Annotated in this window: 13 protein-coding genes; 9 read left to right on the top strand and 4 right to left on the bottom strand. The window is 66.0% G+C overall.

Annotated features, from left to right (window positions below):
* The first annotated feature begins 6 nt into the window (after window positions 1-6).
* Complete coding sequence (locus G6O54_RS30230) at window positions 7-825, top strand: CDP-alcohol phosphatidyltransferase family protein (protein ID WP_250847161.1); 819 nt, start codon at window positions 7-9, stop codon at window positions 823-825.
* On the opposite strand, the gene G6O54_RS30225 is transcribed toward G6O54_RS30230, so the two are convergent.
* On the bottom strand, window positions 785-2,191 hold the full coding sequence (locus G6O54_RS30225; protein WP_165232176.1) for an MFS transporter: 1,407 nt from the start codon (window positions 2,189-2,191) through the stop codon (window positions 785-787). The genes G6O54_RS30230 and G6O54_RS30225 overlap by 41 nt on opposite strands.
* 319 nt (window positions 2,192-2,510) lie before the next feature.
* Between G6O54_RS30225 and G6O54_RS30220 the strand changes: the two genes are divergently transcribed.
* Window positions 2,511-6,104 (top strand): WD40 repeat domain-containing serine/threonine protein kinase, encoded by a 3,594-nt coding sequence (locus G6O54_RS30220; RefSeq protein ID WP_165232174.1) that lies wholly within the window; start codon window positions 2,511-2,513, stop codon window positions 6,102-6,104.
* A gap of 24 nt (window positions 6,105-6,128) precedes the next feature.
* Here the strand turns inward: G6O54_RS30220 and G6O54_RS30215 are convergent, their stop codons facing one another.
* Window positions 6,129-6,296, bottom strand: coding sequence for a hypothetical protein (locus G6O54_RS30215; protein WP_165232169.1), 168 nt, complete (start codon window positions 6,294-6,296; stop codon window positions 6,129-6,131).
* 671 nt (window positions 6,297-6,967) lie between these two features.
* On the opposite strand from G6O54_RS30215, the gene G6O54_RS30210 reads away from it, so the two are divergent.
* The 5 genes from G6O54_RS30210 (at window position 6,968) to G6O54_RS30190 (ending at window position 12,086) form a co-directional block, all read left to right on the top strand.
* Window positions 6,968-7,576 carry a hypothetical protein gene (locus G6O54_RS30210; protein ID WP_165232166.1) on the top strand — a complete coding sequence of 203 codons (609 nt, stop codon included), beginning with the start codon at window positions 6,968-6,970 and terminating at the stop codon, window positions 7,574-7,576.
* 259 nt (window positions 7,577-7,835) lie between these two features.
* On the top strand, window positions 7,836-8,081 hold the full coding sequence (locus tag G6O54_RS30205; RefSeq protein ID WP_165232163.1) for a hypothetical protein: 246 nt from the start codon (window positions 7,836-7,838) through the stop codon (window positions 8,079-8,081).
* 356 nt (window positions 8,082-8,437) lie between these two features.
* A complete protein-coding gene (locus tag G6O54_RS30200; RefSeq protein ID WP_165232160.1) occupies window positions 8,438-9,025 on the top strand; it encodes an RNA polymerase sigma factor in 588 nt (195 codons plus the stop codon).
* Between the two features lie 10 nt (window positions 9,026-9,035).
* Window positions 9,036-11,621 carry a serine/threonine-protein kinase gene (locus G6O54_RS30195; protein ID WP_165232157.1) on the top strand — a complete coding sequence of 862 codons (2,586 nt, stop codon included), beginning with the start codon at window positions 9,036-9,038 and terminating at the stop codon, window positions 11,619-11,621.
* A 153-nt stretch (window positions 11,622-11,774) separates the two neighbouring features.
* The gene (locus tag G6O54_RS30190) at window positions 11,775-12,086 is read left to right on the top strand and encodes a hypothetical protein (RefSeq protein ID WP_165232154.1); all 312 of its coding nucleotides are present in this window, start codon (window positions 11,775-11,777) and stop codon (window positions 12,084-12,086) included.
* A 27-nt stretch (window positions 12,087-12,113) separates the two neighbouring features.
* Here G6O54_RS30190 and xerD read toward each other — a convergent pair whose 3' ends face one another.
* Together xerD and G6O54_RS30180 are read right to left on the bottom strand one after the other, a co-directional pair.
* A complete protein-coding gene (gene xerD / locus G6O54_RS30185; protein WP_165232151.1) occupies window positions 12,114-13,061 on the bottom strand; it encodes a site-specific tyrosine recombinase XerD in 948 nt (315 codons plus the stop codon).
* A 130-nt stretch (window positions 13,062-13,191) separates the two neighbouring features.
* Complete coding sequence (locus G6O54_RS30180; RefSeq protein WP_165232148.1) at window positions 13,192-14,181, bottom strand: sigma-70 family RNA polymerase sigma factor; 990 nt, start codon at window positions 14,179-14,181, stop codon at window positions 13,192-13,194.
* Window positions 14,182-14,595: 414 nt separating this feature from the next.
* Here G6O54_RS30180 and pyrE point away from each other — a divergent pair, with 414 nt between their 5' ends.
* Window positions 14,596-15,183: an orotate phosphoribosyltransferase gene (gene pyrE, locus G6O54_RS30175; RefSeq protein ID WP_165232145.1), complete on the top strand. Its 588-nt coding sequence runs from the start codon at window positions 14,596-14,598 to the stop codon at window positions 15,181-15,183.
* 55 nt (window positions 15,184-15,238) lie between these two features.
* The coding region (locus G6O54_RS30170) for a DUF8091 domain-containing protein (RefSeq protein ID WP_500809981.1) at window positions 15,239-15,548 on the top strand (310 nt) is incomplete at its 3' end.

Genomic DNA, 15,548 nt, shown 5'->3' with positions numbered 1-15,548 from the left:
GCTTCGATGCAGGACGTTGGGGAGGCAGCCGGCGGCGTCAGATCGCCGGCCCCGGGAGGCGTGGCCGCCGGGCGGGAAGGTCCATCGAACCTGAGGCGGTTCCTCGGCTGGTGCGTCCACTTCTACACGGCGACGGGCCTGATCGCGGCCGCGATCATGGCGGCGCTGCTGCTGGAAGGGGGGCCGGCGGCCTATCGCTGGTGCTTCCTGCTGATGGCGATCGCGACGATCGTGGATGCGACCGACGGCACCCTCGCGCGTGCCGTCCGGATCAAGGAGGCGGTCCCCGGCTTCGACGGCCGCCGGCTCGACGACATCGTCGACTTCCTCAATTACACGTTCCTCCCCATCCTCCTGATCGGCCGTGCGGGGCTGGTGCCGGCCGGGACGGAGCCCTGGCTGGTGGTCGCCATGCTGGCGAGCCTCTACGGTTTCTGCCAGGTGGACATCAAGACGCCCGACGGCTATTTCCTGGGATTCCCCTCGCTCTGGAACGTGGTCGCGCTGTACCTCTACGTGCTGCCGGTGCCGCCGTGGGCCGCGCTGGCGATCGTCCTGGTCCTGGCCCTGTTCACGTTCGTGCCCAGCAAGTACCTGTATCCGTCCCAGCCGGGGACGCTGAACGTCGTCTCCACGATCCTGGGGGCGATCTGGGTGATCCCGCTCGGATACCTGCTCTGGAGCCTGCCCGCGGATTCCTCGCCTCGCGACGACCCCCGGGTGGTGAGGCTGGCGCTCGTCTCCTTCACGTACCCGCTGTACTACGTGGTGGCTTCCTGGGTCGTCACGGCAGTTCACTGGTCGCGATCGACGGCAGGGGCGTGAACGAGGCCGCGTCCTCCTCGTCGTGGCGAGCGTCCTTCTGCCCGGCCTCGATGTCGACCATCCAGAGCAGGGACCCGCCGACCGCGAAGAAGCCGATGACGGCCAGGATTGCGCCTCGACTCGAGCCGGTCATCCAGTTGATGGCCGCGAACAGGGCCGGCCCGAGGATTCCGGCGAATTTCTCGGCGACCGAGAAGAATCCGAAGTACTCCCCCGACCGGGCTCGCGGGATCAGGCTCGCGAAGAGCGACCGGCTGAGCGCCTGCGTGCCCCCCTGGACCGTCCCCACCAGCAGCGAGAGGATCAGGAAGTGGCGCGAGGAGGTCATGAAGAAGCCGATGATGCAGATCAGGGTGTAGACGAGCAGGCCGCCGAGGATCGACGGCTTGACCCCGACGCGCGAGGCGATCGATCCGAAGAGGAATGAGAAGGGGATGCCGACGAACTGGACGATCAGGATCGACAGGATCAGGTCCGCCGATCCGATGCCGATCTCGGTTCCATAGATGACGGCCATCCGCATGATCGTGCCGATGCCGTCGTTGTAGATGAGGAAGGCCAGGAGCATCAGGAAGCCGTTGGGATAGCGGTGAAGGTCCCTGGCCGTCTGCCTCAATCGCCGGAGCGTGGCCCGGATGGGGCTCTCGCCGTGGAGTTCCTCGGCGCCGTGGGCCGCCCTCGGCTCGGGGACGCGGCGGAAGAGGGGGACCGAGAACACCAGCCACCAGACCGCCACGGAGAGGAAGGCCAGCCGGCTCGGCAGGGTGGCCTGCGATTCGGTCAGCCCCTCGCCCGAAGGGAGCCCGAACCAGCCCGGGTGGAGGATCCAGGCGAGGTTGAGCCCGAGCAAGAGCCCGCCGCCGACGTACCCCAGCGCGTAGCCGGCCGTGGAGACCCGGTCGATCTCGTCATCGCTCGCGATGTGCGGAAGCAGGGCGTCGTAGAAGACGAGGCTCCCATTGGCGCCGATGTTCACGAGGATGAAGAGCGAGGCGGCCAGCAGCCAGTCCCCGGTGTGGACGAAGAACATGCCCGCCACGGCGGTGACGCCGATCGCCACGAAGACCGCGAGCAGCCGTTTCTTCTGGGCCGTATAGTCCGCGAATGCACCGAGGATCGGAGAGATCGCCGCGATCACCACCATGCCGATGGTCGTCGCGACGGCCAGGCGACGCGAGGCGACGGCGGAGTCACCCTCGCAGGCAACCCTGGAAAAGTAGGCCGGGAAGACCGCCGTGATGATCGTGCAGAACATCGCCGAGTTGGCCCAGTCGTACAGCGCCCAGGCCCGCAATTCCGGCCGATTCAGCCCCATGGACCGGAGCAGTCCGCCGCGACGCTCGCTCGCTTCCGTTGTCTCGTGCATCAAGTAGCCTCCGTGTCCGCCGCGGCGATGTCGCCCCCGGATGAGGTTGAGCCCACCGGCCTTCCCCCTCGCTATCTCCTTGCCGTCGCTGCGTTTTACGCGAAATGACGAGTCATTGACCAGATCGATTTCCGCCCCGGGACCGTCCCCAATCGTCGACCGGGCGCGCCCGGCGGGGACGCCCGGAGTTCGCCGGCGATGATTGAACGCACGTGGCGCTTGTCCGCCGGACGCCGAGCCCGCTAGACTGGCTGTTGCCTGCCATGCCATCCCAGCCCGACCATCGCAATCTCCATCCCTTGCTGAACGGATAAGAGCCTTGGCACTCCAAAGGGAAGATGTCCGGACCGTCCGGGAGGCGTGCGCCGAGCTGAGGAGTCGGCTGCGGGGTGGCGAAGCCGCCCGCGTCGAGTCGATCCTTTCATCCTATCCGATCCTCGGGAAGAACGAGGAAGCGGTCCTCGAGCTGATCCACACCGAGGTCATGACCAGGCATGATCTCGGCCAGAAGCCGACCCTCGACGAGTGGCAGGAGCGGTTCCCGAGCTTGCTGGGCCGGATGGAATCCCTGCTCACCTTCCAGGGTGCGGTCGGGTCCGAGATGCCGACCCTGACGGATTCGTCCCTGCCGCCGGTGCGCCCTCCGGCCGGCCGCGGCGGCGACAATCGAATCTCCCGGATCGCCAATTACCACATCATCGAGGAGATCGGTCGGGGCGGGATGGGGATCGTCTACAAGGCGCGGCAGGCCAACCTGAGCCGGATCGTGGCGCTCAAGATGATCCTCGCGGGCGAGAACGCGGGGATCCGAGACCGGGCGCGGCTCCGCAACGAGGCCGAGGCGGCCGCCCAGCTCGTCCACCCCAACGTCGTCCAGATTTTCGAGATCGGCGATCACGACGGCCTCCCCTTCCTCGCCATGGAATACGTGGTGGGGGGCAACCTGACGCGGATGCTCCGCGGGATGCCGCAGGCCTTCAAGTGGTCGGCACGGCTCACGGAGACGCTGGCGCGGACCATCCACATCGCCCATCAGCGGGGCATCGTCCATCGCGACCTCAATCCCAGCAACATCCTCATGACGCCCGACGGCGTCCCCAAGATCACCGACTTCGGCCTGGCCAAGTTCCAGGTGGATGAGAAGGGCGTCTCGCTCCACGGCGTGCTCCTCGGCACGCCGTCCTACATGGCGCCCGAGCAGGTTTCCGCGGGTGAGGCCGCGATCGGCCCGGCGACCGACGTGTACGCCCTGGGGGCCCTGCTCTACGAGATGTTGACGGGCAACGCGCCGTTCCGCGGCTTCACGCCGATGGAGACCCTCTGCCAGGTCATGGAGGCGGACCTCGTCCCCCCATCGAGGCTCCGACATGGAGTCCCGGAGGACCTGGAGACGATCTGCCTGAAATGCCTGGATCGCGAGCCGTCCAGGCGTTACGGGACGGCGGACGACCTGGCCGAAGACCTGCGAAGATATAACGAAAACCAGCCAATCCGGGCGCGGAGAACGCCTCGACTGATCCGGATCCAGCAATGGCGGCGGCGGCAACCTCTGGCGGCTGCCCTCCTCGCCTTCAGCCTGTTCCTGATCTCGCTGCTGCTCGGCGGGACCGCCTACCATACCCACAACGTGACCGCCAGCTTCCAGGAGTTGCAGCGGCGCATCTCCCAGAGGGAGCAGGAACACAGCCTGTTCAACATCGAGCGGAGCAAGTTTCGCGAGAGGTCCTCGGCGGTGGAGCGGCGATCCTACGACAACCTCCTGGGTCAGGTGAAGCGCGCCATCGAGGAGGGCCATCTCGAGATGGCCCGCGATCTCCTCCGCGGGATGGCTGAAGGTGACGCCGAGAAGCCCGGCGGATTCGAATGGGATTACCTCCAGGCCGTGGTCGCGCGAATCCCCGGATCCTTCCCGGGGAATCGCGGGCCGGTGACCTGCCTGGCCGTGGCCGATCGACCCGGATTGATCGTCTCCGGCGACGAGGCGGGCCAGATCGTGCTCTCGGATTTGCAGAAGGGGACGAGCGATCGATTCCGCGAGAGGCATGCGGGAAAGGTCCTGCGTCTCGCGGTGTTCGCACCGGGTGGGCCCGCGAGAGGGGTGGTGGCCAGCGTCGGTAAGGCCGGCCAGGGCCTCGACGTGAAGCTCTGGGACCTGGACCGGCGCAAGGCGGTGGCCTCGTTTGCGATCGATCCGCTCGACGTGGCGGATTTCCTGTTCTCCGGGGACGGGAAGCGGCTGACCCTCTGCGGTGGAGCGTCCGGCGGCCGCGGCTCTCGTAGCCTGGCCTGGTCTCGCGCGGAGGATGGATGGCATCCGGAGGCCGGTGCGTCGAGGATCGGCGTCACCAGGCAGGTTCAGAGTCCCGACTGCAGCATCCTGGCCGAGGGGATGGAGGACGGTACGGTCCGACTCACTCGTCGCGTTGGACCTCCCCTGCCACCCCTCGATCGCCATCATCGTGGCGCCATCAGCACGCTGGCCTTCTCGCGGGATGGGATGAAGCTGGCTGCCGGGTCGGTGGACGGGTCCTTCCTGGCCTGGGACGTGGCCTCGGGCCGGCTCATCGTCGCAGGGCAGGGCCACCGGGACGCCAGCCGATTCCTCGCCTTCTGTCAGCGAGACGAGGCGCTCGTCGGCTGCGATGGCTCCAGCGTGCTCTGGACCCGACGGCTCGCCAGCCCCGAGGAACGATACCTGCTCCCGCGTGAGGCCCATACGGCGCTGGAATGGCTGGCGGTCTCGCCCGACGGTGATTGGCTCGTCGCCGCCGGGAAGGACCACCGCGTCACCACCTGGGACCTCTCCGCGGGGACGCTGGGCAGATTGTATCAGGCGAACGCCCGGCTGACCGCGCCGCCGGCGTTCGCGGCCGACGGGGCCTCGCTCGTCCTCGGATGCGGGGATCGCCGCCTCAGGACCTGGAAGTACCGGGATGACGGCGAGAATCAGCTACGGCTCGGCTCGCATCGGGGAGAGGCCTGGAGCCTCTCATTCCGTTTCGACGGCCGGCTGCTGGTCTCCGGCGGCGATGACAATGAGGTGAGGGTCTGGGATCTGGAGCGTCGACGCCAGGCCGCTGTCCTGCACGGCCACGAGCAGACGGTCACCTCGGTGGCCTTCGCGCCGTCGTTGACCCCGGGCGCGAGCGAGCCGAGGGGGCATCATCCCGGCCTCGTCGCCAGCGCGGGACTGGACGGGAAGATCTTCCTCTGGGATCTGGACGCCGGCCGTCCCGAGCCGCTGGACAGCCCTTCCAGGCGGAGATTGCTCCATGATTTCGGGCCGACGGATCGGCTCTGGTCGGTTGCCTTCCATCCGAGGGGCACGCACGTCGCCGCCGCCGGGCACCGGGGTGTCATCAGCGTCTGGGATCTGCGCGAGTCGCCGCCGACGCGGGCCGAGTTGTCATCGGTCGACTCGCCGATCAGTGCCCTCGCCTTTTCACCCAACGGGACGGTCGTCGCGTCGGCTTCGAAGAACGGCTCGGTGCGCTTCTGGGATCCCGAGCATGAAATCCCCTATGACCGGGAGCCCGAGGCCGGATCGGCGACCTGGTGCCTGGCCTTCGCGCCGGACAGCGGGCTGCTGGTCGGCGGGACCGACGATCGAATCGTCACGCTCTACTCGATGGACAACTGGCGGGGAAAGGACCCCATCCCGGGCCATCCGATGGCCGTCCGCGGTGTGGCCGTCCACCCCGATCAGCCCATCGTGGCAACCGGGTGCGATGACGGCAAGCTGCGGATCTGCGACCTGCTGACCGGGCAGATCTTCTATGCCCTGAGCGGACACACGGCGCGCATCAACGCGGTGCAGTTTTCTCCGGACGGGAAGCTCATCGCATCGTGCGATCACCTGGGCTCGGTCCGACTCTGGGGAGTCGCCGCGACGGGCGATCAATCGTCGGAATAGCCGGTCGACGAGTGACCCGGTTCCTCAATTGGCCGCCGCCGTCAACTGATACTTCGGCCCCCGCCCGGTCAGGAGCCAGTGAGGATTGGCTCGGGTCAGCTCGATGAACCGGAGTATCGAGGGAGCCGGGATCGTGCAACCATTCTCGTAGTTGAACCAGGTCCGGAACGGGACCTGGAGCGCGTCGGCCATCAGTGGCCCTCCGTGCTCACCGTACAGGTCCTGACGAATCTCGCGAACCCGACGCGCCAGGCCTGCCTTGATATCGAGCCATTCCGAGTTCGATGGAGATTTGTTCATGGCAAGCTTCGCCTCAAGCAAACATTCAACGGAATTGTGGGCGTACATCGCCGGTTCCGGGAAAGCAGGGGTAAGTCGGACTCATGCCCGATGAGTCCGGCTCGGCGGTGGTCAGGATCCCGGAGTATGGGCCTCACCTAGATATATAAGAGATCCGGTAATTGGATGCAACATGAAGTCGGGCACAGGAAGAGAAGCACACTCCTTTATCAACATGGAGATCAAGAGCCCGAAGTCGAGAAATTGAAATTTCGGGGCACAACCAGCCCACTCCTCGCCGATGAGGATTGGGATCCGGCCCCACCCGGGGGAAGAGGTCAATCCGAGGTGAACGGCGCTACTTATTCTCCGAAAAGGACTTGCGTATTGGAAGTCGGTGCCGGACGGCGTCCCGACGGATGCTGGCGACGGGCCGGAGAAAATCTCCCAGAAAAACTCCAAAAGTCTGACGCGTCACCTCGCAGATCTCGGTTCGAAGATCACCGCCGCTCGTCGGCGGTGAGGCCGGGCCCAAGGGCACCGGGCTCCGAACCCTGGGGTATTGGATTGCCGAGGTTTGAACCGTGTTGCCAACCCAAGAAACGATCGACAGACTTGCAACCCGGATCGAGCGAGCGTTCACCCTTCGATGCAGCGAGTGGTATCGCGGTTGCTCGACTTCTCGGCTCTGGTCTGCCGCCGCCATGATTCTCTGGCAAGCACATGAGAACGATCCCCGGATCCCCCTCGATCCGGAACTCTACGTCGCCTCGCAGCCGATCTCAAACTCTTACCCGGACCCGTGGAGCATCGTCGCTCATCCGGACGCGGCTCGTCGCTATGCCGGTCGGGTCCGGCGGATTATTTCTCAACTGCGGTCTGAACTGAAGAAAGAGCTTCGGCGAGCCGAAGCCATGATCAGGGATGGGAATGGATTGCCCATTCCCGCCGAGATGGAGAGATCGAGACTCTCACCTCTCGGACTCTTCATCGCCGCGCTTCGCTCCGGGCGCCACGACCTCGCGATCCAACTCAGGGATGGCGTGGTCAGCCAGCATCGAGGCTGTCCGCTCTATCGGTTTGCTGCCAAATCCATGATCCCGGCGGAGTCCTACCCCGTAGGCGATGCCGAGTCGGTTGGGGTGGCAGCGAACATACACCCGGTGCCCCAGCGTTGCGTCCTGCAAAACTAGGCTTGGCTCGACCCGGAGTTCGGCCCTTGAGGCTCGAACCTCCGTCGCATCCAACCTCACGCTGAGCGCGGACGGGAGCCGAAGGCTCCCCCTGCCGACGGTCCGTCGCGCCTGAAGCGAGCGGTTTGCCGCTCGCCCTCGGTCGCCCACGGCCCCGGGCTGCGCTCTCCCCAGGCCGGTCCTCCCCCCTCCCTCCGTACCTCTTCACACACCAACTACACGACACCGTTTTCATTCGCCAAAGGCGAGGAGTGCTTCCATGCGCGCACGACGGAATTTCCGCCCGACTTTCGACACGTTGACGCTTCGCCTGGCTCCGAGCGGCACCGGTGCGGTCCTGAGCCCGACGGATCCCGCCTCGATCGTCACGCCTCCCCCGCCCTATACCCTGTCGCCGACGGACCCCGGCTCGACCCTGTCGCCGACGACACCCCAGCCACCTTCCACGGTGACCGGCGCCGGATCGTTCACTCCCCCGCCCCCGGACGCAACCCTTGTGGCCTGAAAAGTCCCCGTCCGTTCGTGGGACCACTCTACACTGATTATGTCAGTGTAAATATGTTTACGAAAGTTGCTTGGCGCACCTCGATGATAAACGAGGGAGGAGGGAAGAGACTCCGCTTCGTCCGGATTCCTCGGGTCGAAAACGACCGCCACCGCATCTCGCCGCAATCTCCAGGCATCGTTCGTCTTGCCGCTCCTACCGAGTGCCCCCCTTTTTTCGGTGGAGGCATTTCCACGGGCCGATGATGGGGATAAGATTTATGTTCAGGCGGGAGGTTGATACGAGAGCGACTCGGTTGGCGTTTGAGTTCTTCACCCGAAATGACATCCCCGCCGACACTGGGGAGGGGAATCGCCATGACGATGCTGTCGGAACCGAGGATCACTGACGAGCTAAGCCGGGCTCTCCTGGATGCCCAGCAGGGGAATCAGCTTGCCTGGGAGACGGTCTTCCGCGAGTGCTATCCCAAGGTACGCCGCGTCGTTCGGCGTCGCCTCGATCGCTCCATGCGCTCGCTGTACGACTCGACGGACTTCGCCAGCGACGTGATGAAGAGCCTGGCGGCCAACATCAGTCGCCTCAATTTCCCGTCGGTCGAATCGCTGATCGCCTTCCTCGCCCACGTGGCGGAGCAGAAAGTCATCGACGAGTACCGCAGGCAGCACACGCAGAAGCGTGATATCACGAGGGATCGCAGGCTGATCGCCCGTGATCAGGAGGACGCCCCGGTCCAGCTCCCGTCCGACGAGCCGACGGCCAGCCAGCTTGCGCAGGCCAACGAGGTGCAGGAACGCCTCCTCGCTCGCCAGGACGAGACAGAACGAGCGATCATCCGCCTCCGGCGCGAAGGCCACTCGACGGCGGACATCGCCGAGAGCACCGGCTGGAACATCCGGAGGGTCCAGCGGTTCCTCAAGGACCTCCTCGACACCCTCAAGGACTGAGGTGGGAACGATGTCGTCCCTCCCCACTCCGCCGGGCGATCCGGGCGAGCTCGCCAGCGTCGTCTCGGATGTCAAGCGCCTCGAGGACCAATGGCAGTTCCACGGTGACGTTGGGCTGGAGAAGTTCTGGCAGGAATGCCGGTCCGCGTCGAAGGGCCGGGCGTGCGACCCCATGGTCCACCTGGGGGCCCTGATCAAGGCCGACATGCGCTGCCGGTTCGAGCGCGGGCAGCAACCGGAGGTCACCGAGTATCTCGACCGATTCCCGGGCCTGGATGCGGCCGACAGCCGCGTGATCAGCCTGATCTACGAGGAGTATTGCCTGCTCAAGGAGGGGGGCGAAGACCCCGACGTCGACGACTTCCGCCGTCGCTATCCGCGCTGGAGCGACTCCTTCGCCTCCCAGTTGCGTTACCACCGCATCTTCAGCCAGGCCGGCATGCTCAAGACCTCCGAGCCCAAGTACCCCAAGCCCGGGGATCATTTCGATGATGTCTTCCGGCTCGACGCCCTGATCGGCAAGGGGGGCTCCTCGCGCGTCTATCTGGCGAGCGACCTGTCCCTCGGCGGCAAGCGGGTCGTGCTCAAGGTCTCTCGCGACAACGGCCAGGAGCCGAAGACGCAGGGGATCCTGGACCACCCCCACATCGTGCCCGTGAATTCCGTCGTCTACGAGTCCGCCGACGGCCTGCGCGGCCTCGCCATGCCATATCGGCCCGGACTCCCCCTCGACGACCTCCTGAGGCGGCTACGGTCGCGAGGAAGGCCCGCCCGCGCGCTGACCTTCTGGGAGGCGCTCGTGGAGGGCCTGCCGGCCGACCTCCCTTCTCTCGGAGAGGAGGAACGCGGGAAGCTCCGGCGCCAGGGGCCCGTGGCGGAGGGCTGGAGAGGGTTCCCGATCGATGGGACGTTCGCGGAGGGCGCCGCCTGGCTCGCCATGATCCTGGCTCGCGCCCTGCACTATGCGCATGAAATGAAGACCTACCACCGGGACGTGAAACCCGGCAACGTCCTGGTCACGCTTCAGCACGGGCCCCAGCTCCTGGATTTCAACCTCGCGGATTCCCCGTATGTCGCCGACCACGCGGAGTACGCCATGCTGGGGGGGACCCTCCCCTACATGGCCCCCGAGCAGATCCGCGCCTTCCTGAATCCTCAGCACTGGGACCAGGTGGGGGCCCGTTCCGACATCTACTCCCTGGGCCTGGTCCTCCGCGAGGTGCTCACCGGGCTGGCCCCGAAGCTCCCCAATGAAAAGGTGCCCCTCGCCAAGGCGATGAACGACCTCCTGGAGCATCGGCACCTGCTGGACAGCGGCGTCCGAAGGGCCAATCCGGACGTCCCCCACGGCCTCCAGGCCATCGTCGCCAAGTGCCTGGAGTTCGAGCTCGACGATCGCTATCCGGACGCCCTCGCCCTCGCCGATGACCTGGAGGCCTTCCTCGATCGCCGTCCGCTTCGAGGCGCCGTGAACCCCTCGAGGCGCGAACGACTCCAGAACTGGGCGAGCCGAAATCGCACCAAGATCGCGATCAACGGCGTCTACCTGTCGATCCTGTCGGGGTTGGGCATCGCGGCCGCCGCGGCGTGGCTGAAGCCGGACCCCTCGACATTACCCCAGTTCACGAGGGCCGTCCGGAACATCCACGCGGGACGAGCCGACGACGCTGTGGAGCCGCTTCGCGCGCTGGTTCGCGAGTATCCGCTCAGTTCGAAGCCCCGCGCCTACCTCGGCCTGGCGCAGGCCCTCTCCACGCGGCTCACGGAGAACGACGCCCAGGTCTCGCTCCGCGAGTTCTTCGCGATGCCGGACGCCGATCAGATCCTCCGAGAGCTGGCTCGAGAGGATCCGGCCCTTCCGGACCGCCTGACGGTCTTCGCCAATCAGCAGATCGAGCACCTCAATATCGACAAGATGCGCCGCTACGACGAGAAATCCGCCGCGGCGAAGGCCGCCCTGATGGCGGTGGATCGTGAAGTCGAGAAGAGATACTACCAGGTCCTTCGGCGAATCCTGAATGTGGCCCTCGAGGCCAGGCCGGATTCAACCACCATCCCCCCCATGATGGCCGCCGCCGAAGAGGCACTGGGCGACTACCAGGCTGCCCTCGATCGGGTGGAGCGACTCATCGAGAGGATGCGGGGGCGACTCGAGAGATCCCAACGCGACGATTTCATCAGGCTGATCAGCCAGCGCGCCCGCGTCGCGTGGCGACTGGCGCAGGGTCATTACGGTCGAGGTGATCGCGCCTCGCTCGATCGCGGAATCGCACTGATCCAGCGAAGCCTGGACGACATGAAATCCTGCGAGGCCGAGATCTTCGAGGTCACCAACACCGAGGACGACCCGCATGCCAGGGCCACGCTGGTATACAGCCATTACTGGCTCCAGACGGAATGCTGGCTGACGCTGGCCGACATCCAGGAGCGGGCGGGGGCCAGGCCGGAATCGGCCTCTTCGCGTCAGAAGGCCAGGACGTCCTACAACCGGCTCAGGGGATTCGTGGCCCAGGGCTCGCTCAAGGTCACCCCCGAGCTCAACGAGATGGGCGAGCGGGTCCGCAAGGGGATGATCGCCGCTCGTGGCGGCTCGTGAATCCCCGTCGATCGACCCTCGCTCATCCCGCGACCGTGGCCTCTCTCCCGCCCGTCTTCGCGTCAACAGGCCGGCCGTGTCCTAGGCTTGGAAGAGGGAGTCTTCCCGACCGACGGGGGACGCAAACGGTGTCGATGGGAGTCGAGCGAGAACATGACGGACCTGATCACCGAGCTCTGGAGCGCCCTGAGCGGGGCCGGCCTCCCGGAGGTCATGCTTTACCTCCCCGATGGATCGGCCTGCCGCTGCCATTGGGATGACACGGCCCTGGTCGGGGACCTGCGCGTCGCCCTGCTCGCCGACCAGGAACGCAAGATCGTCCGCATCATGCCCATCTCCGAATGCAAGGGGATCGGCATCGCCCCACCGAAGGGTGTCGACCCGATGGGATACCGCCCGATGGTCCAGAGCAAGCTCGCGGAGTGCTTCGGCCCGGGCGCGATCGAGTCCCGCGACCAAGGTTGACGGCGGAGCGGGCCGGGAATGGGGTGCTCAACCCTCGGCCGACGATTTGCGCGGCTCCACGCCCCGGGGGTGGAACCGGGCGTGGACTTCCTGGAGCCGGCTCAGTTCGACCCGGGTGTAGATCTGGGTCGTCGCGATCGAGGCGTGGCCGAGCATCTCCTGCACGACGCGCAGGTCGGCGCCCCCCGCCAGGAGATGAGTCGCGAAGCTGTGACGGAGCGTGTGAGGGCTGATATCCCCCTTCAAGCCCGCCGCGGCCGCCGACTTCTTCACGATCCGCCAGAGTCCAATCCTCGACAACGGACGGCCGGACCTGGCCACGAAGAGCGTCGTCGTCTCGGGATGCCTCGCCATCAGTCCCGGCCGATCCGCGAGATAGGCGACCAGGGCGGCCACGGCCTTCCTTCCGATCGGGACCGAACGCTCCTTGTCGCCCTTGCCCACGCAGCGAGCCAGTCCCGACTTGAGATCGAGGTCCGCGGGGCGGAGGCCGACCACCTCGGACGCACGGCAACCCGTGGCGTAGAGCGTCTCCAGCGCCGCACGATCGCGGCGGCCCAGCGGCGTCTCGGTCCGGGGGGCATTCAGGAGACGATCGACGGCGGCAGGTCCCAGCACCGTGGGGAGATGATCCCAGACCGCGGGGGCCACCAGGAGCTTCGCCAGGTTGTCCGAGAGTTTCCCCTCGGAGACCATGTATTTGAAGAATGTGGAAAGGCTCGCCAGGTGCCGTCCGATGCTGCTCGGCGCCAGCCCCTGTTGGCCGAGTTCTTCCACGTAGCCACTGAGCGTCACCACGTCCAGCGATCGAAGCGGACCCGACGCATTGGACTTCCGCCAGCGGAGGAATCGCATCAGGTCGGAACGATAGGCCGCGAGCGTGTGGGGAGAAACCCCGCATTCGGCCATCAGATAATGCAAGAACGGCCCGACCGGATCTCGATCCGGGTCGGGCCGATATCTTGATTTTGCCATGGGTGAAATCGTCCCATGTTTGAACGAGGCGTTCGGCATGCTGCTCCGCAGCAATGACCCTTACATCGTCCGGGAAGAGCACGGATCTTGAGCGAGCCCGGAGGAGCCAGCCCGGCCATCCGGCGCCGGATCAAGGATCCAACGCCAGCCGCTCTGCAAGATTCTGTTGCCCGGCGATCTCGCGGAGTTTCTCGAGGGCGCGATCCTCGATCTGGCGGGCACGCTCCTTGGAGATCTGGAGCGCCTCACCCACCTGGCTGAGCGACAGACGCGGCCGACCGCCCAGGCCGAATCGATGCGACAGCACCTCCTGCTCTCGCGGGCGGAGGGAGTGGATCAACCGTCCGATCGCATCCTCGATTTCTCCACCCGCGACCGTATCCACATCCGTGCGGCCACTCGTCCGCAGTCCATCCAGCCTCCGTCGGCGCTCGACGGAATCGTCGAAGGAGACCGCCGGCCTGGTCGCGGCGTGGATCCGCCGGACGACCTCTTCCGACGATTCGCCGCTATCCCCGTTCTCTTCGTGTTCCGAGCTCCGACCGACCGGTCCGATGACTTGCTGGTTCTTGGCAAGCTGCCTCAGGTGCCTGGGCGAGAGCCGAACCGGATAGGCACCGGCGGCGACCGCTTGCTGGATTGACTGTCTGATCCACCACGTCGCATACGTCGCCAGCTTCGTCCCGCGCCCGAGGTCGAACCGATCGATGGCCTCCATCAGGCCGCAGAACCCCTCCTGGAGCAGGTCCGCGTGGGGGATGCCTCGATCGCGGAAACGCTTGGCGACGTGGGCAACGAGCTTCATGTTGGACATCGCCAGACGGTCGCGGGCTTCGAGGTAAGCATGAACGATGGCTCCGAGCCGGCCACTGGCGCCGCCGTCCTCGGTCGGGACCACGGCCATCGCCGCGATCGTACGAGCCTGTGCCACGGGGTCGTCCATCACGGCCGGGTCGACCGCACGAATGCTCGCCAGCGCCTCCTCCAGCTTGCGTTTGCACTCGCACATCCGTTCCAGGAGAGCCCGCTCCTCCCCAGGAGTCAGCAGCGAAGTCTCCCGGTCGACCGAGACGACAGGGACCGGACGGTCCCGATCAGAAGGAGCTCGATGAGTGCTCATGGTTGGGTCATCCCGAGATCGTCGCGACTTGCGACATCAGGATCCTCGGACGCATGGAATGCCTCCCGGAGTGAACCGCAAACATCTCGCCCCAGTTAACCGGCCGGTCGGGCATTCCATCCAAGACGGGAGACAAGAGGGCCGGGAAGCAATCGGTTCAGGCATAGCAATCGGGTCGATTGTACAGAGGAAACCGGTGCCACAACATGATTGTCTATAGTTTATAAAAAAGAACTAAGACAGCGCTGGCGTATCGAGACAGGGCGCGGGATCCGGGCCGGCCTTGTGGCGAGCTAAAGCGCCTTCGGCTCTGTACTTGGCCCCCGGATGGAGACGTGGTAGCCTGGCCGAGTCGGAGGGATCAGGGGGGCGGCGGCGATTCCGCCTGTCCGTGGCGAAGAGGGAGGGCCGCCGATGCGAGCCGATCTGACGTGGAACGATGGGGCCCGGTCGCGGCTGATCGAGCTCCTGAAGCGGGATGCGCTCAAGCTGGGCGAATTCACCCTCGCGAGCGGCCGAACGTCGCACTACTACATCGATGGACGCAAGGTAACCCTCTCGGCGGAGGGAGCGCTCCTGATTGCCGCCGGGGTGCTCGATCGTCTGGCCTCGCATCCCGAGGTGGTGGCCGTCGGCGGCCTGACGATGGGGGCGGACCCCATCGTTGGGGCGACGCTGGCGATGGCGTCCTTGCTCCATCGAGAGGGGCTCCGTGGCTTTCTCGTCAGGAAGCAAGCCAAGGGCCACGGCATGGGGAATCTCGTCGAGGGACCCCTGGAGCCGGGTTCCACGGTCGTGATCGTGGACGACGTGGCGACGACCGGCGGATCCTCCCTGCAGGCCATCGAGGCGGTCGAGTCGCTGGGCTGCAAGGTTGCCCTGGTCGTGGTTGTCCTCGATCGACTGGAAGGCGCGGCCGCGGCCTTCCGCGAGCGAGGTATCAAGTTCAACGCTCTCCTCGAGATCCGCGACCTGGGAGTCGAGCCCTTGAAACCCGCCTGAACGGACGCCGAATCGATGGATCGAAGAGGATTACGAATCGCAGGGAGCAGCCGGCGTGGAATCGAGCTTGCACCGGGCCATCAAGAACCTCTACGGCGATGAGGGCGGGGGGCGATCCGAGGTCACCGTATCGGGTTATCGGATCGACGCGATCGACGCGCAGGGTGAGTTGATCGAGGTCCAGTCCGCGGCGCTCGGCCCGCTGCGGGGGAAACTGGACAGGCTCCTCCCCTTCCATTCGGTTCGAGTCGTCAAGCCGGTGGTTGTACGGAAGCGGATCGTGCGCCGCACTCGCCGGAGCGGGCCCGATGTCTCCGCACGCCGGAGTGCCAAGCGCGGATCAAGCCTCGACGTATTCGACGACC

The sequence above is a fragment of the Aquisphaera insulae genome, from assembly GCF_011064615.1.
GTDB classification, from domain to species: Bacteria; Planctomycetota; Planctomycetia; order Isosphaerales; family Isosphaeraceae; genus Aquisphaera; species Aquisphaera insulae.
The sequence above is the reverse complement of the archived record's forward strand: the minus strand, read 5'-3'. Positions and strand labels throughout refer to the sequence as shown.

Excerpts from the sequence above, each read along its gene's own strand:
- G6O54_RS30230 (WP_250847161.1), top strand. The coding sequence starts at position 7 with ATGCAGGACGTTGGGGAGGCAGCCGGCGGCGTCAGATCGCCGGCCCCG.
- G6O54_RS30225 (WP_165232176.1), bottom strand. The coding sequence starts at position 2,191 with ATGCACGAGACAACGGAAGCGAGCGAGCGTCGCGGCGGACTGCTCCGG.
- G6O54_RS30215 (WP_165232169.1), bottom strand. The coding sequence starts at position 6,296 with ATGGCCGACGCGCTCCAGGTCCCGTTCCGGACCTGGTTCAACTACGAG.
- G6O54_RS30205 (WP_165232163.1), top strand. The coding sequence starts at position 7,836 with ATGCGCGCACGACGGAATTTCCGCCCGACTTTCGACACGTTGACGCTT.
- G6O54_RS30200 (WP_165232160.1), top strand. The coding sequence starts at position 8,438 with ATGACGATGCTGTCGGAACCGAGGATCACTGACGAGCTAAGCCGGGCT.
- G6O54_RS30195 (WP_165232157.1), top strand. The coding sequence starts at position 9,036 with ATGTCGTCCCTCCCCACTCCGCCGGGCGATCCGGGCGAGCTCGCCAGC.
- G6O54_RS30190 (WP_165232154.1), top strand. The coding sequence starts at position 11,775 with ATGACGGACCTGATCACCGAGCTCTGGAGCGCCCTGAGCGGGGCCGGC.
- xerD (WP_165232151.1), bottom strand. The coding sequence starts at position 13,061 with ATGGCAAAATCAAGATATCGGCCCGACCCGGATCGAGATCCGGTCGGG.
- G6O54_RS30180 (WP_165232148.1), bottom strand. The coding sequence starts at position 14,181 with ATGAGCACTCATCGAGCTCCTTCTGATCGGGACCGTCCGGTCCCTGTC.
- pyrE (WP_165232145.1), top strand. The coding sequence starts at position 14,596 with ATGCGAGCCGATCTGACGTGGAACGATGGGGCCCGGTCGCGGCTGATC.